We start from the raw sequence: 23,770 nt of genomic DNA on the forward strand, positions 1-23,770 counted from the left end.
CGAAAGACTACCCGCAGCAATATTCTTTAAACGCACATTACTCGCTTACGCGCTCCTCAGCAGGCCGTCAAGCGCGGAGCGCGGACGTCGGTCGGCGCCGCGTCCGCCGCCGACAGCCGAGTCCGGCCAGGACGAGCATCCATGCGCTGGAGCCACCCGCGCCCCCCGCGCTCCGGCAACCACAACCGCCCATGTCGGTCGCGCCACCGGCCGTCGCGCTGTCGTCGACGGCGGCGGTCGTGGTCTCGGGGTCGTCGTCGCCGGTGGTCGCTGGCGCCCCGTCCGTGGGGTCTTCCGGCGTTTCGACGGTACACGTCGCGCTGCATCCGTCACCGCCTTCGGAATTCCCGTCGTCACATCCCTCACCCGCGGCGATCACCCCGTCGCCGCAGACGGGCGGCGGCGGCTCCTCGACGCCGACGATGCACACGTCGTCGAGGGTCCAGCCGCCGAGCTCGAGGCCGCCGTCGGACGACAGGCGGAAGGTCAGCTGGATGGTGCCCGGGAACGCGACCGGGGTGATGTCGACGTCGTGGAAGCTCCACTCGCTGTCGCGATGATGGACGTCGCTGTTGTTGTCGCCCATCATGCTGTTGAAGTTGCGCCAGCCGAGCTCGCCGTTGACGAGGATCTCGGCCTTGTCGAAGTAGGCGTCCTCGACGTTCAGCCAGCGCTGGTACTGCAGGCGGTAGACGGCGAAGCCGGGCGGCAGCTCGACGATCGGGCCGGTCAGGTTCATGACCCGCTGCGGCGAGTAGCGGCCGTCGCCGCCGAGGTCGATGCCGGCCACCTTGTCGCCGGCGAACGCGGCGTCCGGGTCGCCCGACTTGCCCTGCGGCGCGCCGACCTCCCACTCGGTGCCGAGCGTCCAGCTCGACACGTCGCCCTCGAAGCCCTCGCACCAGATCGGCACGACCTCGCCGTAGTAGCGCTGGTACCACGGGTAGGCCGGGTTGGCCGGGAACCGGGTGTCGGTGCCGTCGCTGAGGTCGGCGGTCACGCGGTACTCGATCACGGTGCCGTCCGGCTGCGGCGGCAACGAGCCGGCGAAGCCCTCCGCGGTGGCGGTCATCGTCGCCTCCTGGACGTCGGCGGTGCCGCGCACGCGCCACTCGAGCGCGGCGCCGGTCGGCGCGAGGTCGATGCACGAGCTCTGCGCGGCCTGGATGTCGAGCGCGACCGGGACGCTGCCGTCGCCCTCGGCCGCCAGCGTGCGCACCTTGCCGCCGAGGATCGCGGCGCCGACCAGGCCGTGCTTGTAGAACACCTGGTCGATGAGACAGCCGTGAGGTGTCCCGTTGGACAGGTCGCCGTCGTCGTCGTCGACCAGCAGCGCCTCGGGGTACATGGTCGGGATGTCGCTGGCGCGGCGGACCGACTCGTACCAGATCTTGTCGGAGTGGGCGACGCCCTCGGCCTCGCCCATCTCGGCGATGAGCTCGGTCCGCAGGTCCCACAGCGTGCCGCCGATGATGCGGCCCTCGTCGTGGGCCTCGCCGCGGTCCTCGGGCCAGTGCCACTCGTAGCCGTCGGGGTCGAGGTCCCGCAGCGGCTGGCTGTCGAGGAAGAAGCCGCGGGCCATCGCGGGGTCGCCGGTGATCGTGGCGCTGAGGTAGTCGGAGATGCCCTCCGACAGGGCGCCCTCGAACAGGCCGACGCCGGGGATGAGGGCCTGGTTGTGCACGCTGTGGCCGGCCTCGTGATAGACGACGTCGGGGATCCGCGCGGTGTTCTCGCAATTGTCGTTGCCGTCGAAGAAGAACAGGTCGTCGCCGTTCGACATCGCGTTGCAGGCGCCGCTGTTGTCGCTGACGGTGAGGTTGACCTGTCCGTCGAGCCAGGCGAGCGGCTCGCTGGCGATCGCCCGCACGTACTCCTTGGCGAAGTTGCCGGCGATGTAGGCGGTGAGCTGGGCGTCGAGGTGCGGGTCGTCGGAGCCGCTCCACTGGACGTCGCTGCCGCCGTCGAGCGCGACGACCTGGCTGGCCAGCTCGCCGGCCTTGTTGATGATGCGGACGAAGTCGCCGCGCACCCCGAGGCCGATCTGCACGGTCGCGGCGTCGAAGCTGACCGCGCCGAGGGCGTCGGTGGTGGCCGGGACGTCGTCGATGGTGACGTCGAGGAACGGCGCCGGCCGCAGGACCCGCTCGCCGAAGCTCGGGCTGCGCTCGGGGACGTCGTAGAGGACGGTGCCGCTGGCCGAGACGAAGGTCGAGACGCGCGCGAGCGGGTCGCCGGTGGCGGCGTCGACGTAGACGGTCCAGCCGCCGAGCGGCCGCTCGGAGGCGACGTCGACCGCGCGCGCCTCGACGTAGCGGACAGGGCCGTGACCGACGAGGGGGAGGATGACGGGGGCCGAGACGGCGCCGGCGGTGGCGGCCGGGTACTCGACCCGCAACCACTCGAGCGCGCGGGCGCGTGCGAGGTCGTCGCCGATCGGGCTGTCCGTGAGGACAGCGCGCACGTGCGGCAGGGCCTCGCTGCCGATCAACGCGAGGCGGTCGTGCTTGAAGCGCAGGCTGAGCTGTCCGCCGACGACGCGGCGGCCGCGGTAGGTCTGGACGTAGCCGAGGCTGCGGATGCCGGCCGAGAGGTCGTCGGCGACGAGCTCGAAGTCGTCGACACGCGCGCCGGGGGCGAGCAGATCGAGGTGGGCGGCGAGGAAGCTGTCGCCGACGCGCCGGGCCACCAGGCTCGAGCCCATCGCGCCGGCGGCCGGCAGGCCCAGGCCCCACACCCGCGTCGGCACGTGCGTGTCGGCGTCCCAGATCGCCTGCGCGTTCGGGCCGAGCTCGGCGGCGAGGCGGCGCCAGGCGGCCGCGGCCACGCGCGGCGGGGCTCCACCGAGGTCGACCGCTCGCTGCAGGCGCATCCCGACCCCTGCAGCCGGCTGCCAGGCGCCCGGCTCGACGCGGCGGGCCCGGGCCTCGCCCGGGAGGGAGAGGGCGAGAATCACGACGATACTGGCGGAGCTCAGGAGACGGCTGAACATGGACTTCCTGGCAAAGCACGCTAGCCGCGCCCGCAAGTCCGCGTCAACCGAAGCGCTCGCCTGGAATCCTCAGGGCAATGTCGGCGGCAGCTCCGCCGGGTCGGTGAAGATCTGCCAGCGCGCCTCCGGGACGCCCGCGAACACCGTGCGGTAGCGTGGGGCGTCGCGGCCCTCGTCGGTGACGTCACGGATGTAGATCGCAACGACCTGGTCGGGGAACTCACGGTAGGCCGCGGCGTAGACCTCGGGGTCCATCTCGCCCGAGTCGCCGACGAGCACGAAGCGCCGGCCCGGCGCGCCGCGGAGCAGCGCGCGCAGCAGCGGGGCCTTGTACTCGCGCGGGTCCTGGAACAGCGAGAAGAAGCTCGAGTCCTTCGGGCGGAACAGCTTGAGGTGCATGCTGCCCGCCGGGAACCCGGCCGCGCCGGTGAACTCGACGAGCGCGTCGTAGAGCTGCCACGGGCTGGCGGAGAGGTAGTGGAACGTGGCGCCTGCCGCTGCCCAGCGCTGGTACGCCGCCGCCATCGCGGGCACCGGCTCGAACTCTTTTAAAAAGGTCCGCTCGAGCAGGCGCTGCTTGTCGCGGACCTCGCTGATCTTGATGGTGTCGTCGACGTCGGAGACGACCGAGAGGCCGGTGGCGTCGAGGCGGACGATCGTGCCAGTGAAGCTGCGCGCGTCGCCGGGTCGCAGCACGGCGGTCACGGGGGTCAGCGGGGCGGGCAGGTCGGCGTCGTCGAGGTGCAGGGTGGTCTCGCTGTGGCCGTTGGCGCCGGTGACCCCGAGGACATGTTCCTTGGTGCCGATGCGGACGACGACCCGCTTGCCGCTCTCGTTGTCGACGAGGAAGGCGCGGGCCCGCTTGCGGAACACGTCGTTGGCCTCGCTGCCGGGCGGCAGCTCGAGCGCGGCCACGAGGGCCTCGACCGCGGCGCCGCGCCGCCACGAGCCCTCTTCGGGCTCGAACACCCAGGCGCGCAGGTCGACGCGCCAGCGGTCGCCGTCGCGCACGGCGACCGCGGGCAGGAGGCGCAGGTCCTCGTCGGACTTGAGGTCGGAGGTGACGCCGGCGCGCTGCTCGGCGGCGGCGGGGGCAGGGGACGCGGCGGAGGACGGGGGTGCGGGCGCGGGTGCGGGGGCGGGTGCGGGCGATTGCTGGCGCGCGGGATCGCAGGCGGCGGCCGCGAGCGCGAGCGCGAGGACGGGGAGGGCAGGCAGGAGGGCCCGGATGGCCGCGAGGACAGGTGCGGCCGGGCGCCGCGGGCGGTTGACAGGCGTCCGGGACATGTCCGGGAGGACAGGGAGCCGCGCGTCCGACGGCGCGGTGGACATGGCCGCAAGGACAGGTACGGAGGAAGCCGGCGGTGCGGGGGACATGGCTGCGAGGACAGGTTCTCGCGCGGCGCGAGCGGCGATGATCGCGCTGGACGTGTCCAAAGGGGCAGGTCCGGTCGCGTCCGCGGAAGGGGCCGGCGGCGCGGGGGACCTGGCTGCGAGGACAGGCGCTCGCGCGAGGCGAGCGGCGATGATCGCGCGGGATGTGTCCGAGGGGACAGGTCCGAGGACGGGCGCGGAAGGGGCCGGCGGCGCGGGGGACCTGGCTGCAAAGACAGGTTCTCGCGCGGCGCGAGCGGCGACGGCCGCGCTGGACGTGTCCGAAGGGACAGGTCCGGTCGCGGCCGTCTCGGACGGGGCGCAGGTATCGGGCGCCCGGCGGGTCACGAGGCGGCGTTCGTCCGGCCGATGACCTGCTGCCAGGTGGGCCGCTCGCTGAGGCGGCGCCACCAGTGGCCGACGCGCTCGCTGGCGTCGATCAGGCCGAGCTCGCCGGCGGCGGCGAGGTACTCGATGTACGGCATGAAGAAGATGTCGGCCAGGGTGAGGCCGTCACCGACCAGGAAGTTGCGGTTCTCGAGCTGGCGCTCCATCACCGCGACGGCCTTCTTCACGCCCTTGCGGCCCTCCTCGACGGCGGCCATGTCGGGGTCCTTGCCGAAGAACTTGTTGAACACGAGGTTGTAGATGATCTTCATCGCCGGGGCGGTGAAGTTCGCGGTCTCGATCGAGATCCACTGCTCCACCAGCGCGCGCTGGCGCAGGTCGGCGGGCATCAGCGAGGGGCCCGAGAGCTTGGCGTCGAGGTAGCGGCAGATCGCCCGCGACTCGTACATCTGCCAGCCGTCGTCGTCCTCGAACGCCGGGATCTGGCCCCACGGCTGCCGCGCCAGGTGCTCGGCGTTGTGGCCCTCGCCCTTCATGATGTCGACCATGACGAAGTCGGCCCGGTGGCCCTTCTCGGCCAGCGTCATCAGGACCTTGCGCGTACACGTACTGATCGGGTGCCCGTAGACCTTCATGGAACTCGCGTCTCCTGCTTCGCGGAAGTGGGTGCCATGTGTATCACGAGCGCGGCGGGCGTGTCCGCGCCGGCGCCGAGGCGCTGCAGCCGGGCGAGCGACGCCGTTCTCGCGCCGACACGCGCACCAGGTCGGGAGAACGACGACACCGAGCTCAGCGCGAGCTCGCGGTTCGACGGCGAGCGAACGTCGCGTGGCGACATCATGAGCAGTCGGACCGGCAGGGCGAACGCGGCGATCGCCACGCGGACCACGTCGAGCGATGCCGTGCGCGCGCGCGCTCAGGGCGACGCGCGGAGGTGAGGCGCGAGCTCGCGGTCCGGCGCGCCGCAAGGCGCGGCGCGATCCTCGAACCACGCGGGCGTGGCGAGTCGGACCGGCAGGGCGAACGCGGCGATCAGGGCGACGACGAAGAAGCGTCCGGCGACCTCGCCGTGCACCTCGCAGCGCCCGCAGACCCGCGCGACCAGCTCGGCGACGCCGGCTCCGGCCGCGGCGCGCTGCTGCAGGTCGAGCTGCAGCGCGCGCTCGGACGCCGGGTGCTCGAGCGTCACTCGGTGACGACGACCGCCGAGCCCTTGCCGAACGGGCCGGTCGCCGGCGAGACCGAGTGCCAGCCGTCGGGCAGGGCCGGCTCGGTGAAGCCGAACAGCCAGCGGGCGTCGGGCGGCGACAGGTTGACGCAGCCGTGGCTGCGCACCAGGCCGAAGCCGCCGTGCCAGAAGGCGCCGTGGAGCGCGACGTTGTTGTGGAAGTACTGCGTCCACGGCACGTCTTCGATCGAGTAGGCGTCGTCCTCGACCGGCTGGTCGCGCATCGACGTGGCGATGTGCTTGCTCTGCAGGCGGTGGACGCCGACCGGGGTCATGCCCGGCTCCTTGCCGGTCGACACGAGGGTGGTGAACACCGGGCGGTCGCCGACGTAGGCGACCAGCGTCTGCTCGGACAGGTCGACGTGGACCCACCTCTCCTCGGGGCCGACGCCGGGCGGGCGCTTCAGCTTGTACGACTGGCCGACCGCGTACTCGGGCATCAGGTTGCCCTCGGCGTCCTCGTAGAAGCGGGCGTTGCCGATCGTCACCTTGCGCACGAACGGGTAGCGCGAGCGCCGGGTCGGCTTCTTGTCCTCGAGCTTGACCAGCGCGTCGCCCTCGCCCGAGCGGCGCTGCAGCGGCGTCTCCCGCACGATCCAGTGGATCGGCAGGTCCTCCTCGCCGCGCAGCACAAGGCCCTGGAAGGTCGAGCCCTCGCGCTGCTCGAGCTGGTACTTGCGCGCGAACGTGCCGCGCAGGGTGCGGAGGAACTTGCGCTCGCTCTTGACCGCCTCGCCGGCGACGGTGACGTAGAAGCCGGCGTTGAGGTACTCCTTGACCACGGCCGGGACCTCGGGCGGGCGGTCGGCCGGGGTGGTCGGCATGAGCGTTCGGCCATGTTCCGCGAGCCATGTCTTGGCGGCCAGGTCGGCCTGGTCCTGCTCGCTGAAGCCCGGCAGGCGGTGGAAGAACGGGGTGCCGTCGTGCGAGACGCGCCAGTAGTCGTACGGCATGGCGGCGTCGAGGCGCGGGCGCGGGGTGGCGACCAAACCGTCGTCGGGCGGGGCGTCGCCGACCTCGAGGCCGGCGTTGAGGCAGATCCACCCGGCCGGGTAGACCTTGTGCCAGCCCTTGGTGCAGCCGCCGCCGAAGCTCAGCTCCGCGTCGGTGCGCACGCGCGTGCCGGCGCGCAGGATGCCGAGGATCGGGGCGTCGCGCTCGGTCCGCTCGCGCACGAGCGCGGCGAGGCCGGTGACGAGGCCGTGCTTGGGGTACTTCGCCTCGAGCTCCGGCGTCCATTCGGGCGGCGGGGCGTAGATCGCCGGGAAGGCGGTGAAGGTGCCGCTGGCGTCGGGCGTGTACGGATCGCCGGGCGTGGCCGGCGGGTCCGCGGCGATCGCGGGCGCCTCGGCCGGTTCGGCGTCGGGGGAGATCGCAGGCGCCTCGGGCCCGGCCGGCGCCGGATCGACCGCCGCCTCCGGGTCGTCGCCGGCCTGTTCGGCCCCGCCTCCCGGCTGGCGCAAGCCGGTCTCGTACACCGCCGCTGAGAGGACGACGCCGCAGAGAAAGCTCCCGACGCCCTCGATGAGCCGCCTGCGCTGCATGTCGCCGAAGGTGCCGCGGACGATAGCCGTGCGCCTCCGCGGTGGCAACCCGCTTGCTCCAAACGCAGGGGCTCGTCCATGCTCTCCGCCGTGACCTTCGTCCCCGCGCCGCCCCGGCGACTCGCGCCCGCTCCCGCCCTCGCACCGGCGCGTCGCGCCTGGCGGCTCGGGTCGTCGGCGTCCGCGGTGGTCCTCGCGCTGACGGCGAACGTCGCGACGGCCGCGCCCGCGACGCCGTCACGGGCGACGACCGGGGCCGGGGGAACCTCCGTGCTGGCGGCGGGCTCGAGGGCCTCGCGCTTGCTGGCCGCGGCGTCACCTGCCCCTTCGGTCAGCTCGCCGGCGCCTGCTCCTTCGGACAGCCCGCCGAGCGCGCCGGCTGCGTCGTCACCCGGTTCGGCCGCGGCCCCGGCAGCGCCGGGCGGGTCGCCGCCGGCTCCCGCCGAGGGCGCGCCCGCGCCTGTCCCCGCGGACAGCTCGTCGGCCGACGCCGAGGCTGCCCCCGAGGACAGCGCGCAATCGGAGCGCAAGATCGACGGCCCGGCCGAGGCGGCGGCCGTCGACGCGCCGGCCGAGGCCCCGCCGCCGCCCCGCCCGGCCCCGGAGAAGCCGCCGCGGGTCGACGGCACCTACGTCGGCGGCACCATCGGCCCGGGCATCAGCTTCGCGCGGGTCAACGACTTCCCGACGCCCAACCCGTTCGTCGGCGGCGGCGCGACGCTGCGCGTCGGCGAGGTCATCTATCCCTGGCTGAGCATCGGCGTCGAGATCTCCGGCAACCTCGCCTACCGCAGCGCCGACCCGCGCCAGCGCCTGCTGCAGGGCGCGTTCCTGGTCGACTTCGGGTTCTATCCGGGGGCGAAGAAGCAGATCCCGCTGTCGCTGCGGGCGGGCTTCGGCGCCGGCGGCGGGGCGATCCGCGAGGCTCGCCGGCAGGACCGCTCGGGCTTCGGCGGGGCGGTGTTCACCGCCGCGGTCCGCTACGAGTTCTTCCCCGGGGCCGCCAAGCGCCGGCCCAAGCGCGGCGGCGGCTTCTCGATCGGCCCCGAGCTCGGCTGGATCGGCTTCATGCCGGCGGCGAAGGGCCGGCCGATGTCGCACACCGTGTACCTCGGGCTGTACGTCGGCTTCTACTTCGGCTCGTGAGCGCCGGGGCGCATGCCAATTCGGGCATGTCGTCGGCGACATGCCCTGACGAGCATGTCCGTCACGACATGCTCTGCAGAACATGCCCGAGCGGGCAGCTCAGCCGAACATCAGCGCCGCGACGACCAGGGCCAGCAGCGCGGCCATCCAGGTCAGGGTGTTGGCGTCGAGCGGGGGCGGGCCGTGGACGGGCAGGCGGTAGGTGACGGCGGCCGCGTCGGTCTCCGCGGGCGGGGCGGGGGCGGGCATCGCGGCCAGCGCGAGCTTCACTTCGGGCGGCGGCTCGGTGCGGCGGCGGTCGACCTCGACGTGGACCAGGAGATCGCCGGGGCGGCCGCCCGCGAGCGCCTCGCCCTGCCCGCGCAGGCGCACGACCCCGCCGGTGGGGAAGCCGGCCGGCAGCGACAGGCGCACGCGGTCGTCGGTGTCGAGCGAGGACACGGTGCGGCGCGCGTATCCGCCCTCGGCGGCGAGGTCGAGCGGCACGCGGACCTCGTAGGCGAACGGGAGGCCGAGGGCCCACGCCGGCACCGTGACGTCGGCGTGGAGGTCGCGTCCGCGGGGTCCGGGCGCCTCGGGTTCGAAGATGCTGCCGAGCTGCGTCACCGCGCGGCCACTATACCGCGCGCCCCGGCGCTTGCGCCACGGCCCGGGGTGGTGCCAAAAACGCGAGGACATGGGCGAGGTCAACTTCGACGGCCTGATCGGGCCGACCTACAACGATGGGCTCGCCGCCGGCGTCGCGCCGAGTCAGCGCGCCGGCTCGACCACCAACCCGAAAGCGGCCGCGCTCGCCGGCCTGGCGAAGATCCGGCTGGCCCGCTCGCTCGGGCTCGTGCAGGCGGTGTTGCCGCCGCAGCCGCGGCCGAACCTCGGCTGGCTGCGCCGGCTCGGCTTCACCGGCGACGACGAGCGGGTCCTGCGCTCGGCGGCCGAGGGCGACGGTATGTGGCTGCGGCTGTGCAGCAACCCCTCGTCGATGTGGGCGGCCAACGCGGCGACCGTCGCGCCGAGCAGCGACACGCGCGACGGCCGCGTCCACATCGTCGTCGCCAACCTGCAGCACATGCTGCACCGCGCGCAGGAGCCCGAGGTCACCCACGCGGTGCTGTCGGCGATCTTCCGCGACGAGGCGCGCTTCGCCGTCCACGCGCCGCTGCCGGCGGTCCACCAGCTCGGCGACGAGGGCGCGGCCAACACGCTGCGGCTGCAGGTCGGGGGGCGGCCGGCGGTCCACGTGTTCGCGTGGGGCCGCGGGGCGTACGTGCGGCACGCGGCGGCCCGGTTCCCGGCGCGGCAGACGATCGAGGCCTCGCAGGCGCAGGCGCGGCTGCTGCAGCTCGACCCGGCGCGCGTGCTGTTCCCGCAGCAACACCCGGACGGCCTCGACGGCGGCGCCTCGCACACCGACGTCCTGGCGGTCGCGCACGGCTCGCTGCTGCTGATCCACGAGCTCGCGCTGCGCGACGTCGGCAGCGTGCTGACCGAGCTGCGGCGCCGGCTCGGCTCGGCGCTGCAGGTCGCGCTGGCCCGCAACGCCGACCTCCCGCTGCAGGACGCGGTGGCGACCAGCGTGTTCGGCGGCCAGTTCTTCACCTGTCCCGGCGGACAGCTCGGATTTTTGGTCGCCGCCGAGACGCGCGAGAACGCGGCGGCGCGCGGCTACCTCGACCGCCTGGTGGCGGACGGCCACGTGGCCCAGATCCGCGAGGTCGACCTGCGCCCGGCGCTGCGCCACGGCGGCGGCCCGGCGTCGCTGCGCCTGCGCGTCACCCTCGACGAGCGTGAGCGGGCCGCGCTCGCCGGGCGCGTGATCGTCGACGACGCCCTCGACGCCGCGCTGGTCGCCTGGGTCGAGAAGCACTACCGCGACCGCCTCACGTCCGACGACCTCGCCGACCCGCAGCTGCTGCGCGAGGTCCAGACCGCCCTCGACGCGCTGACGCAATTGCTCGAGCTGGGTTCGGTCTACGCGTTCCAGCGCTGACGACGGCGAGCGCCGCGCCCACCCGGCGCCAGCGGCTCCGCGGGCGCCGGCCGAGCGTCCGTGACGCGGTCAGCGGCCAGGCGCCCGCGTGTGGGTCCGCAAGGTCGGACCTGGGCTAGATTGATGGGACCATGACGCCCCCGTCTCTGCAGACCTGTGCGCTCGCGGATCTGCTGGAGCAGCGCCGCGAGGTCATCATCGATCGCTGGACCCGTCGCATGCGGGCCGAGGAGCTGGTCGGCGCCCAGGTCAGCACGCCGACGCTGCGCAACCGCCTGCCGGAGTTCCTCGCCGAGGTGGCCGCCGCGTTGCGTCGGGAGCCGCCGGGGACGCCGTGCGCCGGCGACGTCGCCCGCGAGCACGGCCGCCAGCGCTACCGCGTCGGCTTCGACCTGCGCACGTTGGTGATCGAGTACGACATCCTGCGCGAGGTCCTGTTCGACACCATCGAGGAGTCGGGCCTGCCGCTGCGGATCGCCGACGTGCGGGCGATGTGCGCCGCGTTCGCCGCCGGCATCGCCGAGGCGGTCGATCAGTACTCGCGCGACCGCGAGGGCGACCTGCAGGCCGCCGCGGCCGAGCGCGAGCGGGCGAGCGAGTTCGAACGGCAGCTGATCGCGATCGTCTCGCACGACCTGCGCAGCCCGCTGGCGGCGATCCTGATCGCGGCCGAGGCGGTGGTCCGCCGCGGCGCGCCCGACGACAAGACGGCGCGGCTGCTGCTGCGGGTCCAGACCGGCGCGCAACGGGCCACGCGGCTCATCAACGACCTGCTCGACTACACCCACGAGCGCAAGTCGGGCCGGATCCCCGTGCGGCCGCAGGACGTGTCGCTGCGGCTGCTCGTGCGCGAGGCGATCGACGAGGCGGCGACCATGTTCCCCGAGCGCATCATCGAGTACGCGTGCGACGACCCGGTCCAGGCCCGCGTCGACCCCGACCGGATCGCGCAGGTGCTGTCGAACCTGCTGACGAACGCGCTCAAGTTCAGCCCGACGAGCACGGTGGTGCGGGTGACGACGCGGGTGAACGTCGACGCCGACGCGGTGGTGATCGAGGTGCACAACTGGGGCCCGCCGATCCCGGCCGACCGGCGCGTCTCGCTCTTCGAGCCGTTCCAGGGCGACCCGACGCTGCAGGCGCGGGCCTCGCTGGGGCTCGGGCTCCACATCTCGCGCCAGATCGTGCTCGCGCACGGCGGCACGATCGAGGTCTGCTCGACCGCCGAGGACGGCACCACCTTCACCTGCACGCTGCCGCGCCAGCCGCACGCGGTGACGATCCCGGTGCCCGCGTAGGCTCGCGGGCCGTGCCCGGCGGCGGGCGCCTCGGGTATCCTGGCGGTGATGTCGAGCGCCGACGCGTCGTCCAGCGAGCCCGAGCCGTCCCCGTCGTGGCTTCCGCCGCGGCCGCCGATCGTCAGCGGCGAGGACTACATCGCCAGCCTGCGCGGCCGCGGGCTGCGGGTGTTCCTGCTCGGCGAGCGGGTCGCCGAGCCGGTCGACCACCCGATCCTGCGCCCGTCGATCAACGCGGTCGCGCGGACCTACGACCTCGCGCGCGAGCGCCCCGAGCTGGCGACCGCGGTGGTGCGCGAGACGGGCCAGCGGGTCAACCGCTTCCTCCACGTCACCGAGTCGGCGGCCGACGTCGTCCAGCAGAACAAGATGCAGCGCCGGCTCGGCCAGCTGACCGGGACCTGCTTCCAGCGCTGCGTCGGCATGGACGCGATCAACGCGCTGTACACCACGACCTGGCTCATCGACCAGGCGCACGGGACGCCCTACCACGGCCGCCTGCGCGCGTTCGTGCGGGCGATGCAGCGCCAGAACCTGGTGGTCGGCGGGGCGATGACCGACGTCAAGGGCGACCGCGGCAAGGCGCCGCACGAGCAGAGCGACCCCGACATGTTCGTGCGGGTGGTCCGGCGCGAGCCGGGCGGGGTGGTGATCCGCGGGGCCAAGGCGCACCAGACCGGCTGCATCAATTCGCACTGGATCGTGGTGATGCCGACGATGCGGCTCGGGCCGCGCGACCGCGACCACGCGATCGTGTGCGCGGTGCCGGTCGACCACCCGGGCCTGACCTTCGTGGTCGGGCGCCAGTCGTGCGACACGCGGGCGCTCGAGGGCGGCGCGGTCGACGTCGGCAACGCCCGCTACGGCGGCCAGGAGGCGCTCATCATCCTCGACGACGTGTTCGTGCCCGACGAGCTGGTCTTCATGGACGGCGAGTTCGAGTTCGCGGCCGACCTGGTCGAGCGGTTCACGGCGTACCACCGCCGCAGCTACGTGTGCAAGGCGGGCGTCGGCGACGTGCTGATCGGCGCGGCGGCGCTGATCGCCGACTACAACGGGGTGCCGCAGGTCTCGCACGTGCGCGACAAGCTGGTCGAGATGGCTCACCTCAACGAGACGATCTACGGCGCCGGGATCGCGGCCTCGCACGAGTCGACGGCCACGCCGGCCGGCAACTGGCAGAACGACGCGATGCTCGCCAACGTGTGCAAGCACAACGTCACCCGCTTCCCCTACGAGCTGGCCCGCCTGGCCCAGGACCTCGCCGGCGGGCTGCTGGCGACGCTGCCGTCGGAGCACGACTTCGCCGACCCCGAGGTCGGGCCGCTGCTCAAAAAGTACCTGCGCGGGCGCGACGGCGTGTCGGCCGAGGCGCGCGCGCGGGCGCTGCGGCTGATCGAGAACATGACGATGGGCCGCAACGCCGTCGGCTACCTGACCGAGTCGATGCACGGCGCCGGCTCGCCGCAGGCCCAGCGGATCCAGATCGCCCGGCAGATGCAGGTCGAGGACAAGAAGGCGCTGGCCCGCGCGCTCGCCGGGATCACCGACGAGGTCGAAGGTGGCGCTTGAGACATGTCGTCAAGGGCATGTCTGAAGCGATAGGTCGCGGAGGACATGCCCAGAAGGGCATGTCCTCCGCGCTCAGCCCGGCTTGACGCCCGGCTGCGACGCCTGCAGCGACCACTCGAAGTTGTCGAGCAGCACCAGCGAGTCGTACCAGGGGTCGCCGGTGTCCCACAGGACGAACCGGATCTCCATCGTCTCGCCGGGCTTGACGTTGCCGGACATCTTGAGCCAGCCGGTGCCGCCGCCGACCTGGTTGTTGCCGCCGCAGAAGCCGGGGTCGTCCTTGAAGTGCGGCTGCGGGTTCAGGGTGTGGAAGCCGGTGCCGGCGAGCTCGTCGTTGCCGGTGCAGCTGTCGTAGGTGCCGACCGGCGGGTGGCCGCAGCTCACCTGGCCGTTCTTGCACTGCGTGAACAGGCCGGGCGCGCCCTTGAGGATGTTGACCCCGAGCGGGAACAGCTGGTCCATCGGGTCCTTGTAGATGGCGACGTTCTTGTCGTCCGGGTTGCCGGCGCCCGTGCCGTCGACCAGGGTCAGGAAGAAGTCGTTGTACGGGCTGCACACCCACTCGGGGTACTCGCTCGAGAAGAAGTACACGTGGGCGCTGAACGACTGCGCGTTGGTGGGCACGCGGATCCGCAGCTTGAGCTGGATCGTGTCCTGGCCGGTCGCGCCGCCGCCGGGCTCGGGGCAGCCGGGCGCGTTGGGGAAGTTGTCGCCGTTGGCGGCCAGCCAGTCGGCAGGCACGGCCGCGGGGGTGGACAGCTGGGTGCCGCCCTGGAAGGGGGAGAAGGCCGGCTTGGTGTCGCTCACGTCGGCGGCGGCGCCGGTCGACAGCACGGCCAGGCGGTGGTTCTTCTGCGGGACGATGACGCTGCCGAAGCCGGGGCGGATCGATCGCGCGGCGCCGGCCGGGCTGCCCATGCCGTTCGAGCGGGTGAAGGCGCCGGAGATCACGCCCCAGGTGCGCTCCGCGAGCGGCGCGTCTTCGCTGGTGAACTGACACAGGTCCATGGCCCGCGCGTAGTCGAGGGGGTCGCTCGCGTCGCTGGCGAGGCCGTCGTCGCAGGCCGGCAGGACGTTGTCGGCGCCGCCGTCGCAGTCGTCGTCGACGGCGTTGCCCATGACCTCGAAGGCGCCCGGGTTGACGAGGTCGGGGTTGCTGCAGTCGGGGCCGATCTCGTCGCAGCAGTCGCCGCCGCACACGGTCCAGCCGTCGGCGTCGGCGTCGGCGTTCTCGTCGACCTCGCCGTCGCAGTCGTCGTCGAGGCCGTTGTCGCAGGTGTCGAGGAGCGCCGGCAGGACCTCGCCCTCGCACGGGCCGAAGCCGGTGCCCTGCGGGTTGCAGGTGCGCTGGCCGGGCTTGCAGGCGCCGACGCCGGCGGTGTTCGCCGGGCCGCCGTAGCAGTCCTCGACCGCGTTCGGGGTGCACTGGCAGCTGCCCTGCTTCTCGCAGCCGTTCGCCGGGTCGCCGTCGCAGTCCTGCCAGCCGTCGTCGCAGGCGCCCAGGCCACACTGTCCCATGGAGCAGGTCGCGGCGGCGTGGAACGGGAGCGGGCACGGGTCGCAGCCGCCGCAGTGGGCCGGGTCGGCGAGCGGGTCGACGCAGGCGCCGCCGCAGCAGGCGAGGCCGCCGGCGCACGGCTGACCGTCGCTGCAGCCGGCCACGCAGGTGCCGTCCTGGCACACGCTGCCGGGGGCGCAGCCGGCGTCGGAGGTGCAGCCCTTGCAGGCGTGGTCGGCGAGGTCGCAGGTGCTCGGCGCGGCGCAGTCGCCGTCGTCGTCGCAGCCGGGCTGGCACGCGTCGCCGGCGCAATACTGTCCTTCCGGACAGGCGGGCAGGCAGCCGCCCGCCGTCGGCGTGGCCGGCATCGAGGTCGGGTCGCCGGTGTCGGTGCCGCCGTCGGTCGTGGTCGCGGCCGGGGCGGTCGTGGTCCCGGCGGTGGTGACGCCGGTGACGCCGGGCGCCGTGGCCGTGTCGGTGGCGCCGGTGGCCGGGCGGTCGTCGTTGCAGGCGGACGACAGCGCGGCGAGGACGGCAGCGATAGAGGCAAGGCCCGGGGGGCGACGCATTCGCATGTCCGGCAAGATGGGACCCTTGCGCAGAGGTGCGGCGACGAGGCCGGCGGACCGGCGAATTCGCGGCAAGAAGCAGACGAGCCGCGCGCCAGGGTGCGCGCGGCTCGTGAGCTGCGGGAGGGCCGCCGCGCGGCGCCGCTCAGCCGGCGTCGCAGTAGTACTCGACGTCGGCCTCGCCGGCGATCTTGAGGTCGGCGCAGGCGGTGCCGCACAGCTCGAGCGCCATGTACGGCATCGGCTCGATGTAGCGCCAGCCGCTCTCGTTGGCGCAGTCGGTGATCATCGGGATCTCGTTGTTGCCGAGCTTGACGATCGTCTTGTCGGGGAACGCCGGCGGCGACTCGAGCGGGATGATGCAGCTCTGCGCGTCCTGGACGATGGCGTTGAGCGCGTCGCTGAGCTCGATCGCGTTGTTGGCGCTGTAGAACTTCTCGTTGCCCGCCTTGGCCGTGCCGCCGAGGGTCGCCAGCTCGTTGAGCTTCTCGTACGGGTTGATCGTGTTGGGGTTGCCGTCCTGGATGTTCGGGTTCGGCGCGTTGTCGATGGCGATGCCGATGACGTAGGTCGGGATGTTGTCGACCGTGTAGGCGTCGCTGATGATCGGGGCGACGTTCTCGTCGTAGACCTCGAACAGCTCGGTGAGGTTGGCGGCGCTGGTGCTGCAGTTGGCGGCGCCGTCGGTGACGAGCATGACGATGCGCGGCACCGCCGGGTCGAGCGACTTGAGGTGGTTGAGCGCGGCCGTCATGCCGAGCGCGGTCGGGGTGCCGCCCGCGATCGTCATGTTGCTCTGGGCCGGGAGCACCGGGATGATCGCGTCCTTGTTGAGCTCGGCGACCGGGACCTCGACCTGGTCGTTGACCAGGCACGCGGTCATCTTGTACTCGCCGAGCGCGTTCTTCGACGGGAACAGGTTCATGCCGAAGTTGAACTTGTCGTTGAAGTCGGTCAGCACCTGGTTGACGACCGCGTAGAGGCTGTACCAGCGGGTCACGTTCGGCGTGTTGGGGTCGGCGTCGGCGTCCCACGTCTGCAGCATCGAGCCCGACTTGTCGAGCACGAGCATGGTGTTCGGCTTGATCGGCTGGACGGTGACCGAGATCTCCTGACACGGCGTGTCGCCGGTCGTGCCGGGCATCGTCGTCATCATCGTCGTCGAGGTCTGCGGCTCGGTGGTCGGACCCGCGGTGGTGTCGACCGGCTCGGTGGTGCTGGTCGCGGTGCCGTCGGTGGTGGTCGGCGCGGTGGTCGACTCGGTCGCGGTGCCGGTGCCGTCGGTGGTGGTCGGCGCGGTGGTCTCCGTCGCCGTGCTGGTGCTGGTGCCCGGATCGGTCGTCGTCAGCGGAGGCAACGTCGTCGTCATCATGTTGCCGGTCGCGCCCTGCGTGTCATTGCCGTTGTCGCCGCAGCCGCTCACGAGCCCGAAGGAAGCCAAGAACAGAACACCCGAAAAACGTCGCATCACCACTCTCCCGCGCGAAAACGGAGGTATTAGGTCGACGGCGACTATAACTCAGGGCGACTGTCCGTGTCCGACTGTTTTCGCGACGACGTCGACGCGGACGGGTCGGCGCTCGTCGCGGGTGGTGGGTCGGTCCTGTCGACAGAGGTGTGGTCGTGGACGATGCTCCAGCCGCGAGCGTCGCGCCGGAACACCAGCGTGAAGACACCCGCGCCGGCCGCTTCCGTCTGCGTCAGGCGCCAGCGACCGAGGACCACCGCCGCGTCGCGCCCGAGCCCGCGGACGTCGACGATCTCGAACTCGAGGTGGCCCATCGACTCGGCCCCGCGCGCGCCATAGCGCTCGAGATAGCGGGCCCGCGCCGCGACGAAGCCGCGCCGGATCGCGCCGCCCGAGGTGAACACCAGCGCGTCCGACGGCTCATAGGCGCGCAAGAAACCCTCGAGGTCGCCGTGGTTCCAGGCCGCGGCTTGCTCGCCGAGCACGCCCTCGATCGCGCGGCGATCTTCGCTGGTGAAGCCGCACCCGCCGGCGAGCAGGCCGAGCAGGAGCACGAGCCGCTGCCCGAGGTGACACCAAGCCCCTCGCGGCGCGGCCGGCCGGGGCGCGGTCGGTCTTCCTCGAACGGCCTGTACACCGGCCTGAGCGGCGTTTGGGGGCGACATGTGCTCCGCGTCACACGTTGGGGCGCCCGGGGCGGTCAAAAAACCTGGATAAGTTGCCCAGAACAGAGCCCGAGTATAGCTCAGGGCGGTCCGCCGATGCCCGAATCTCTCCCGCAACGGATCTTTTCCCGCATCGCGCACGTGAGCCTGAGCCGCCCGTGGCTGGTGCTGTCGGTCGCAGGGTTGTTGGTGGCCGCGTCGGCGGTGACGTTGCCGCAGCTGCGGGTGTCGACGTCCCGCTACGGGCTGGTGTCGGACGACAACCCCGACCAGGCGCGGATGCTGCGGTTCTTCGAGCGCTTCGGCAACCCCGACGCGCCGGTGGTGGTGGTCTCGGGCGAGCGCCCGGAGGACCGCCGCGCGGTCGTCGACCGGCTGATCGCCGGGTTCGAGGCGGTGCCGGAGCTGCGCGGCCGCGTGCTCGCCCGCGTCGGCCCGAGCGAGGTCGCCGAGGTGCTGCTCTTGCAGCGCCCCGACCTCCTGTCTCAAGTGACAGGTAACCTGCCGCCGGACGTGGCGCTCGCGCCGCTGGTCGAGGGGGGTCTGCCGGCGTGGTTCGGGGCGATCGAGGGCCAGCTCCAGGCGGGCCTCGACGGCGAGGCTGCGCCGCAAGACCCCGCGCGCGCGGCCGAGGGCCTGAAGCAGCTCGGGGGGATGGCGAGCACCTTCGACCGCTACCTCGCCGGCGAAGATCTCATGCGCGCGGCGATGCAGGCCCAGGCCGGCGAGGCGCCGGCGCGCGGCCGCGACGAGGCGGGCTACATCCAGACGGTCGACGGCAAGTACCACGTCGTCAGCGTGTTCCCCGAATTCTCCGGCAACGAGGTCAGCGACTTCGCGCCGCTGATGGCCAAGCTCCGCGAGATCCGCGACGAGGCGGTGGCCAACGCCCCGGCCGGCGTCAGCGCCGACATCACCGGCCTGCCGGCGCTCGCCAGCGAGGAGCAGCAGCTCGTCAGCCGCGGGCTGTTCCAGTCGAGCTTGTGGTCGGGCCTGGCGATCCTGGTGCTGTGCCTGGTGATGCTGCGGTCGCTGCGGCAGACGGTGCTGAGCTTGGTGCCGCTGCTGGCAGGCCTCGCGCTCACGCTCGGCGCGGTCTACTGGATCTACGGCTACCTCAACCTGATCACGTCGAGCTTCGTGTCGACGCTGCTCGGGCTCGGCATCGACTTCGGCGTGCACATGATGCACCGCTTCAACGAGCAGCGGCGCGCCGGCTCGTCGGTGGCGGCGGCGATCCGCGAGGCGCTGATGCACACGGGCCCGGCGATCCTGGTCGGCGCGCTGGTGACGGTGCTGGCGTTCCTCACCACGCTGGGCTCCGACTTCACCGCCTACGCCGAGCTCGGGGTCATCACCGCGGTCGGCCTGCTGTTCGTGGTCCTGGCGACGCTGTTCATCTTGCCGTCGCTGCTGATCGTGGCCGGCAAGACGGGGATCGCGGCGGTGAAGAAGGAGCCGCCGATGGTCCACCGGCTGGTCGGCTTCGTCTCGCGCGCGCGGGTGTTCATCGTCGTGCTGGCGGTGCTGGCGGCGGTCGGCGGCGGCTGGGGGCTGTCGCGGATCGCGTTCAACGGCCGCTACTTCGACTTCCTGCCGCGCGGCAGCGAGGGCGTGCGCGCGCTCGAGGCGCTCGAGGGCGACCCGCTGATGAGCCCGGTCTACGCCAACGTGGCCGCCGACGACATCGAGTCGGCGCGGGCCGAGGCCGAGGCGCTGCGGGCCCTGCCCGAGGTCGCAGGGGTGCAGACGGCCACCGACCTGTTGCCGCCGCTCGAGCCGCAGCGGCTCGCGCAGTTGCGGGCGATCGACAAGCTCGGACCGCTGCCCGACTTCGCCAAGCTGGCGGCGCGCAAGACGACGCCGGAGGAGCTGCTGCCGAAGGTCAAGGCGATCGTCGACGCGCTCGACGAGGTCCGCTTCGCCCTGCAGCAGGGCGGCCAGCCGACCGAGGCGGTGGACCAGGCCCAGGCGAGCTTCCGCGCGCTGCGCGAGCGGCTCGAGAAGGCGGGCCCGGCCGAGCGCGAGCGGCTGGCCGCGGCCGAGCCGCAAGTGGCCGACCTGCTCCGCCGCGCCTGGACCACCGCCAAGAACGTGGCCGACCGCGGCAGCTACGCGCCGAGCGACCTGCCGCAGCTGTTCCGCACCCGCTTCGTCGCCCGCGACGGCAACGGCCTGGCGATGTTCGTGGTGCCGGCGGTGTCGCCGTGGGACTCGCAGTCGGCGGAGGCCTTCCGCCAGGCGGTGACGACGGTCGCGCCCGACGCGTCGGGCCTGGCGATCAACATCGAGCTGCACTCGTCGATGATCGTGGCGGGGTTCCGCCGCGCGGCGCTGTGGGCGGCCCTGCTGATCCTGGTGGTCGTGACGCTGGACCTCCGCTCGCTCCGCGACGGGCTGCTGGCGCTGATCCCGACGGTGCTCGGGTGGCTGTGGATGCTCGGCCTGATGGCGGCGGTCGGCCGCACGTTCGACGTCGCCAACATCGTGTCGCTCCCGCTCGTCATCGGCATCGGCACGGCGTTCGGGGTCCACCTCATGCACCGCTGCCAGGAGAGCGAGCAGCACAACAGCCACGCACGCCTCGACGACCTGGTCCGCGGGACCGGCAGCGCAGTGGTGCTGTCGGCGCTGACGACGATCGCCAGCTTCGCGTCGCTGACGCTCAGCGACTACGGGGGCATGAAGAGCTTCGGCTCGGTGATGGTCATGGGGATCTCCAGCTGCCTGATCGCCAGTTTGCTGGTGCTGCCGGCGCTGCTGCTGATGCTCGGGCGGGTTCGCGGGCACTGAAGGGCGCCGGGGCCTGGTTCGCCGGCGGCCTCGTCCGTGGCCCGTCCGCCGCGCGAGGGTGGGCAGCGGCGCCCGAGGCGACTATGCTGCGCGCGTGCCGATTCACGTACATGGTGGGTCCGTCCTGCTCGCCCGCCTGGCGGAGGCGGGTGTCCCGGGCGAGCGGCTCGAGTGGTCGGAGGTGCTGTGCGAGGGCCCGGTCCCGGCCGAGGCCGACGACGAGGGGTTTCGCCAGATCCGCGCCGACTGGTTGGCCGAGCACGTCGGCGATCCGGCTGCGGTGTCGCGGATCGCAGCGGGCCTGCGCGCGCAGGACGAGGCGCTGGCGGCCGCGGCGGGGCGCGACGAGCTGGTCTTGTGGACAGGTAACGAGTGGTTCTGCCAGGCGATCGCGCTGGCCCTGATCGCGCGGCTCGGTCCGGCCGGGGCGCGGCTGTCGTGGGTCGCGGCCGACGACGACCCCGACCGCCCGGGCTGCAGCGTCAGCGAGCTCGACGAGGCGGGCCTGCGGCAGGCGTTCGCGGCCCGCGAGTGCGTCGACCCGGCCGCGATCGCGCTGGCGGTGCAGGCGTGGGACGCCTACCGCGCGCCGGGCCCGATCCGGCTGCAGAGCCTGGTCGACGACGCGGCGGCGTTCGTGGCCTGGCCGGCGCTGCGCGGGGCGCTGGCGCTGCACCTGGCCGAATGGCCAGGTCGTGAGGACGGCCTGGCCCGGACCGAGCGGCAGTTGCTGGCGGCGCTGGCCGACGGCCCCGCCGACCTGGGCGCGCTGCTGACGGCCTGCGGGCGCGCCGAGGCCCGCCCGTGGCTGACCGACCTGCTGGTGCTCGCCCGCCTGCGCCGGCTCGCCGAGGGCGACGCGCCGCTGGTGCACCTCGCCGGATCCGCTCCGCCCGAGCTGAAGGCCGAGATCACCGAGGCCGGGCAGGCGGTGCTAGCCGGCCGCGCGCGCTGGCCCACCCCGGCCCGCTGGCTCGGCGGGGCGTTGCTCGACGCCGCCACCCCCTGGTGCTGGGACGGCGAGCGCGGCCGCGTGGTCCAGTGGGCATGACCTCTCAGACATGGCCATATGACCATGTCCGATTGGACATGTCCCTCTGTTCCGCTCGCTAGAACGACGAGCCCGGCTGCATCAGGAACTCGCACTCTTCGGCGGTGCTGTCGCGCCCGAGGAGCGAGTTGCGGTGGGGGAAGCGGCCGAAGCGGGCGATGATGTCGCGGTGGCGGACGGCGTAGTCGAGCCACATCGGGGTCTCGTCGAGCGCGCGCATCAGCTCGACGCAGCGCTCCTGGTCGGCGAGGTCCTCGCTGTGCTCGAGCGGCAGGTAGAGGAACAGCCGCTCCTCCTGGGTGAGGTCGTGGTCGTGACCGGCAGCCAGGGCGGCGTTGGTGATCTCGCGCGCCTTGGCGTCGGAGGCGAAGGCCTCGGGGGTGCCGCGGAACATGTTGCGCGGGAACTGATCGAGCAGGATGACGAGGGCCAGCGCGCCCCGCGGCGAGGCGGCCCAGCCGTCGAGCGCGCCGCCGGCGGCACGCGCGTGCAGCTCGCCGAAGGTCTCGCGGATCTCATGGTCGAGCTCGTCGGAGCGAACGAACCACTTCGGCCGGACCCGCGGCGAGAACCAGAAGTCGAGGACGGCGTCAGGAGTGCTCATACGCCGGAGAATTTGTGCGTGGACCGAGCGAGGGGCAATGCCCGGCGGCGCCAGCGGCGGCGAGAATTTTTCCAGGACCGGCGGCCTCGACCGTTCTCCCGCCGTGGACTCTCCGGGAGCCCCGGAGCGAGGCTGGGGGCCGCAAACGACGGACGCAAACTCGCGTCACCCGGCGAACAACAGGGCGACGCCGGCGACCGCGACCACGGCCCCGAGCAGCCCGCGCACCCCGACGCGTTCGCCCTCGAGCCGGGCGGCCAGCGGGATGATGAAGATCGGCGAGGTGCTGAGCAGGCTGGCGGCGACGCCGGCCGAGGTCCGCTGGAGGGCGAACAGGGCCAGCGAGACGCCGAGGAACGGGCCGAGCAGGGCGCCGATGGTGGCGTAGCCGAGCGCGCCGCGGTCGCCCAGCGCAGCTCGCAGCCGCGGTCCCGCCGAGGCCGCCAGCACGAGGGCGACGAAGCAGGCCAGGCCGACGAGCATCCGGATCTGCGCCCCCGCCAGCGGCTCGTAGCCGACCATCCCGCGCTTGCTCAGCACCAGCCCCACGGCCTGCCCGAGCGCGCCCCCGAGGCCGAGCAAGATCCCCCGTAGCCTCGGGCTGGCCGGCCCCGGCGTCGTGGCGGCGGGTGTCCTTTCAGACAGGACCCAAGCGACACCTGCGAGGGTGATCGCCATCCCGGCCAGCGACAGCGGGGTGAGGCGCTGGCCGAGCACGGCGAAGTCGATCAGGGCGGTCAGCGGCGGCGCGAGCGCCATGAGCAGCAGGGTGAGGCGCGGGCCGATCTCGATGAAGGCCCGGAACTGGCAGAGATCGCCGAGGAAGTAGCCGACGAAGCCCGACAACCCCAGCCACCACCACTGCTCGGCGGTCGCGTCGGTCGGCAAGGCTCGCCCGCGCAGCGCGAGGCCGGCGGCCGCGGCGAACACCAGCGCGAGCGCGAGGCGGATGACGTTGAGCGGCAAGCTGCCGATCCGCCGCCCCGCGCGCGTGAAGGCGAGCGAGCCGAGCGCCCAGCACACGGCCGTGCCGATCGCCGCGAGCTCGCCGAGGTGATCGGTCACCGCGGCGAGTCTACGCGAGCGGCCGACGCCGGCGAAGCCAGGCGCGACGGGGTGCGGCTCGTCGCCGTGAAGGTGCTCGTCAGGCGCGCGCTTTGGGGCGTGCGCCCGAGAGGCGCGACGCCCGGGCCGGCGCGGGGTGAGCCGCCTACGCGACCCTGCCCGCCCTCGAAGAGGCGCTCGAGATCGAAGTCCCGACGTGAAGCTCGACTGACGGACGCTCGAGCTGCGGCTGAAGTTCAGCAACGGGAAGCGGGCCGGGTCATCGTGACAGCGGCAGGTGGGCTCGGAGCAAGGAATGAGACTGTTCGGCGCGAGAGGTCGTGAGTCTGGCCGACGCGCCGTCGCAAATTTTTAAAAAAAGAGCGCGCAGCAAGACTGGTTGCGCGGGCTTGATGTGCGAGGGAGAAGGCCTGCATTTTCTTGCCTGGAGGAAGCGTCTGCGATGACGGCGCAAGAGAATCGTCGGCGGCAAGCGTTCAAAGCCGTGTATTTCCTTGCTGTGACACAGCTTGCGAGCGAACGCGGGCGGCGCCCGGCTTCGCATAGGGCTCGTTGCGCGAGCAACCGA

18 protein-coding genes are annotated in these 23,770 nt (G+C 72.8%); 6 read left to right on the forward strand and 12 right to left on the reverse strand.

Going from position 1 to position 23,770, the window contains the following annotated elements; genetic code table 11:
• Positions 1 to 67: 67 nt before the first annotated feature.
• The 6 genes from NAEX_RS53120 to NAEX_RS26685 all read right to left on the reverse strand — a co-directional run bounded on the left by NAEX_RS53120 (position 68) and on the right by NAEX_RS26685 (position 7,486).
• On the reverse strand, positions 68 to 2,956 hold the full coding sequence (locus NAEX_RS53120; RefSeq protein ID WP_245913807.1) for a DUF4215 domain-containing protein: 2,889 nt from the start codon (positions 2,954 to 2,956) through the stop codon (positions 68 to 70).
• Between the two features lie 105 nt (positions 2,957 to 3,061).
• Positions 3,062 to 4,279 carry a phosphatidate phosphatase App1 family protein gene (locus NAEX_RS26665; RefSeq protein WP_143140312.1) on the reverse strand — a complete coding sequence of 406 codons (1,218 nt, stop codon included), beginning with the start codon at positions 4,277 to 4,279 and terminating at the stop codon, positions 3,062 to 3,064.
• 431 nt (positions 4,280 to 4,710) lie between these two features.
• Positions 4,711 to 5,349, reverse strand: a complete 639-nt coding sequence (locus NAEX_RS26670) for a glutathione S-transferase family protein (RefSeq protein WP_096330298.1) — start codon at positions 5,347 to 5,349, stop codon at positions 4,711 to 4,713.
• On the reverse strand, positions 5,346 to 5,594 hold the full coding sequence (locus NAEX_RS48325) for a hypothetical protein (RefSeq protein WP_143140313.1): 249 nt from the start codon (positions 5,592 to 5,594) through the stop codon (positions 5,346 to 5,348). Before NAEX_RS48325 ends, NAEX_RS26670 begins: the two co-directional genes overlap by 4 nt.
• A 36-nt stretch (positions 5,595 to 5,630) precedes the next feature.
• On the reverse strand, positions 5,631 to 5,903 hold the full coding sequence (locus tag NAEX_RS26680; RefSeq protein WP_096330300.1) for a hypothetical protein: 273 nt from the start codon (positions 5,901 to 5,903) through the stop codon (positions 5,631 to 5,633).
• Positions 5,900 to 7,486 (reverse strand): L,D-transpeptidase, encoded by a 1,587-nt coding sequence (locus NAEX_RS26685; protein WP_096330301.1) that lies wholly within the window; start codon positions 7,484 to 7,486, stop codon positions 5,900 to 5,902. The genes NAEX_RS26680 and NAEX_RS26685 overlap by 4 nt, the downstream gene beginning before the upstream one ends.
• Before the next feature lie 90 nt (positions 7,487 to 7,576).
• Here NAEX_RS26685 and NAEX_RS26690 point away from each other — a divergent pair, with 90 nt between their 5' ends.
• Positions 7,577 to 8,632, forward strand: coding sequence for a hypothetical protein (locus NAEX_RS26690; RefSeq protein WP_143140314.1), 1,056 nt, complete (start codon positions 7,577 to 7,579; stop codon positions 8,630 to 8,632).
• Between the two features lie 99 nt (positions 8,633 to 8,731).
• Here NAEX_RS26690 and NAEX_RS26695 read toward each other — a convergent pair whose 3' ends face one another.
• Positions 8,732 to 9,238, reverse strand: a complete 507-nt coding sequence (locus NAEX_RS26695) for a DnaJ C-terminal domain-containing protein (protein ID WP_096330303.1) — start codon at positions 9,236 to 9,238, stop codon at positions 8,732 to 8,734.
• Positions 9,239 to 9,308: 70 nt separating this feature from the next.
• Here NAEX_RS26695 and NAEX_RS26700 point away from each other — a divergent pair, with 70 nt between their 5' ends.
• The 3 genes from NAEX_RS26700 to NAEX_RS26710 all read left to right on the forward strand — a co-directional run bounded on the left by NAEX_RS26700 (position 9,309) and on the right by NAEX_RS26710 (position 13,489).
• Complete coding sequence (locus NAEX_RS26700; RefSeq protein ID WP_096330304.1) at positions 9,309 to 10,619, forward strand: N-succinylarginine dihydrolase; 1,311 nt, start codon at positions 9,309 to 9,311, stop codon at positions 10,617 to 10,619.
• A gap of 131 nt (positions 10,620 to 10,750) precedes the next feature.
• Positions 10,751 to 11,917 carry a sensor histidine kinase gene (locus NAEX_RS26705; protein WP_096330305.1) on the forward strand — a complete coding sequence of 389 codons (1,167 nt, stop codon included), beginning with the start codon at positions 10,751 to 10,753 and terminating at the stop codon, positions 11,915 to 11,917.
• A gap of 48 nt (positions 11,918 to 11,965) precedes the next feature.
• On the forward strand, positions 11,966 to 13,489 hold the full coding sequence (locus NAEX_RS26710) for a 4-hydroxyphenylacetate 3-hydroxylase family protein (RefSeq protein ID WP_096330306.1): 1,524 nt from the start codon (positions 11,966 to 11,968) through the stop codon (positions 13,487 to 13,489).
• A 72-nt stretch (positions 13,490 to 13,561) separates the two neighbouring features.
• Here NAEX_RS26710 and NAEX_RS26715 read toward each other — a convergent pair whose 3' ends face one another.
• The 3 genes from NAEX_RS26715 to NAEX_RS26725 form a co-directional block, all read right to left on the reverse strand.
• Positions 13,562 to 15,562 carry a choice-of-anchor L domain-containing protein gene (locus NAEX_RS26715; protein ID WP_096330307.1) on the reverse strand — a complete coding sequence of 667 codons (2,001 nt, stop codon included), beginning with the start codon at positions 15,560 to 15,562 and terminating at the stop codon, positions 13,562 to 13,564.
• A 139-nt stretch (positions 15,563 to 15,701) separates the two neighbouring features.
• Positions 15,702 to 16,997 carry a vWA domain-containing protein gene (locus NAEX_RS26720; protein ID WP_096330308.1) on the reverse strand — a complete coding sequence of 432 codons (1,296 nt, stop codon included), beginning with the start codon at positions 16,995 to 16,997 and terminating at the stop codon, positions 15,702 to 15,704.
• A 71-nt stretch (positions 16,998 to 17,068) separates the two neighbouring features.
• Positions 17,069 to 17,578, reverse strand: coding sequence for a YybH family protein (locus NAEX_RS26725; RefSeq protein WP_170136029.1), 510 nt, complete (start codon positions 17,576 to 17,578; stop codon positions 17,069 to 17,071).
• A gap of 252 nt (positions 17,579 to 17,830) precedes the next feature.
• Between NAEX_RS26725 and NAEX_RS26730 the strand changes: the two genes are divergently transcribed.
• Positions 17,831 to 20,482, forward strand: a complete 2,652-nt coding sequence (locus NAEX_RS26730; protein ID WP_096330310.1) for an MMPL family transporter — start codon at positions 17,831 to 17,833, stop codon at positions 20,480 to 20,482.
• A 94-nt stretch (positions 20,483 to 20,576) separates the two neighbouring features.
• Positions 20,577 to 21,533, forward strand: coding sequence for a hypothetical protein (locus NAEX_RS26735; RefSeq protein ID WP_143140316.1), 957 nt, complete (start codon positions 20,577 to 20,579; stop codon positions 21,531 to 21,533).
• Between the two features lie 58 nt (positions 21,534 to 21,591).
• Here the strand turns inward: NAEX_RS26735 and NAEX_RS26740 are convergent, their stop codons facing one another.
• Both NAEX_RS26740 and NAEX_RS26745 read right to left on the reverse strand, forming a co-directional pair.
• On the reverse strand, positions 21,592 to 22,137 hold the full coding sequence (locus NAEX_RS26740) for a DUF924 family protein (RefSeq protein WP_096330312.1): 546 nt from the start codon (positions 22,135 to 22,137) through the stop codon (positions 21,592 to 21,594).
• Between the two features lie 165 nt (positions 22,138 to 22,302).
• A complete protein-coding gene (locus NAEX_RS26745; RefSeq protein WP_143140317.1) occupies positions 22,303 to 23,202 on the reverse strand; it encodes a DMT family transporter in 900 nt (299 codons plus the stop codon).
• Between the last annotated feature and the right edge of the window lie 568 nt (positions 23,203 to 23,770).

Source organism: Nannocystis exedens (assembly GCF_002343915.1).
In the GTDB taxonomy this organism is placed as follows: Bacteria; Myxococcota_A; Polyangia; order Nannocystales; family Nannocystaceae; genus Nannocystis; species Nannocystis exedens.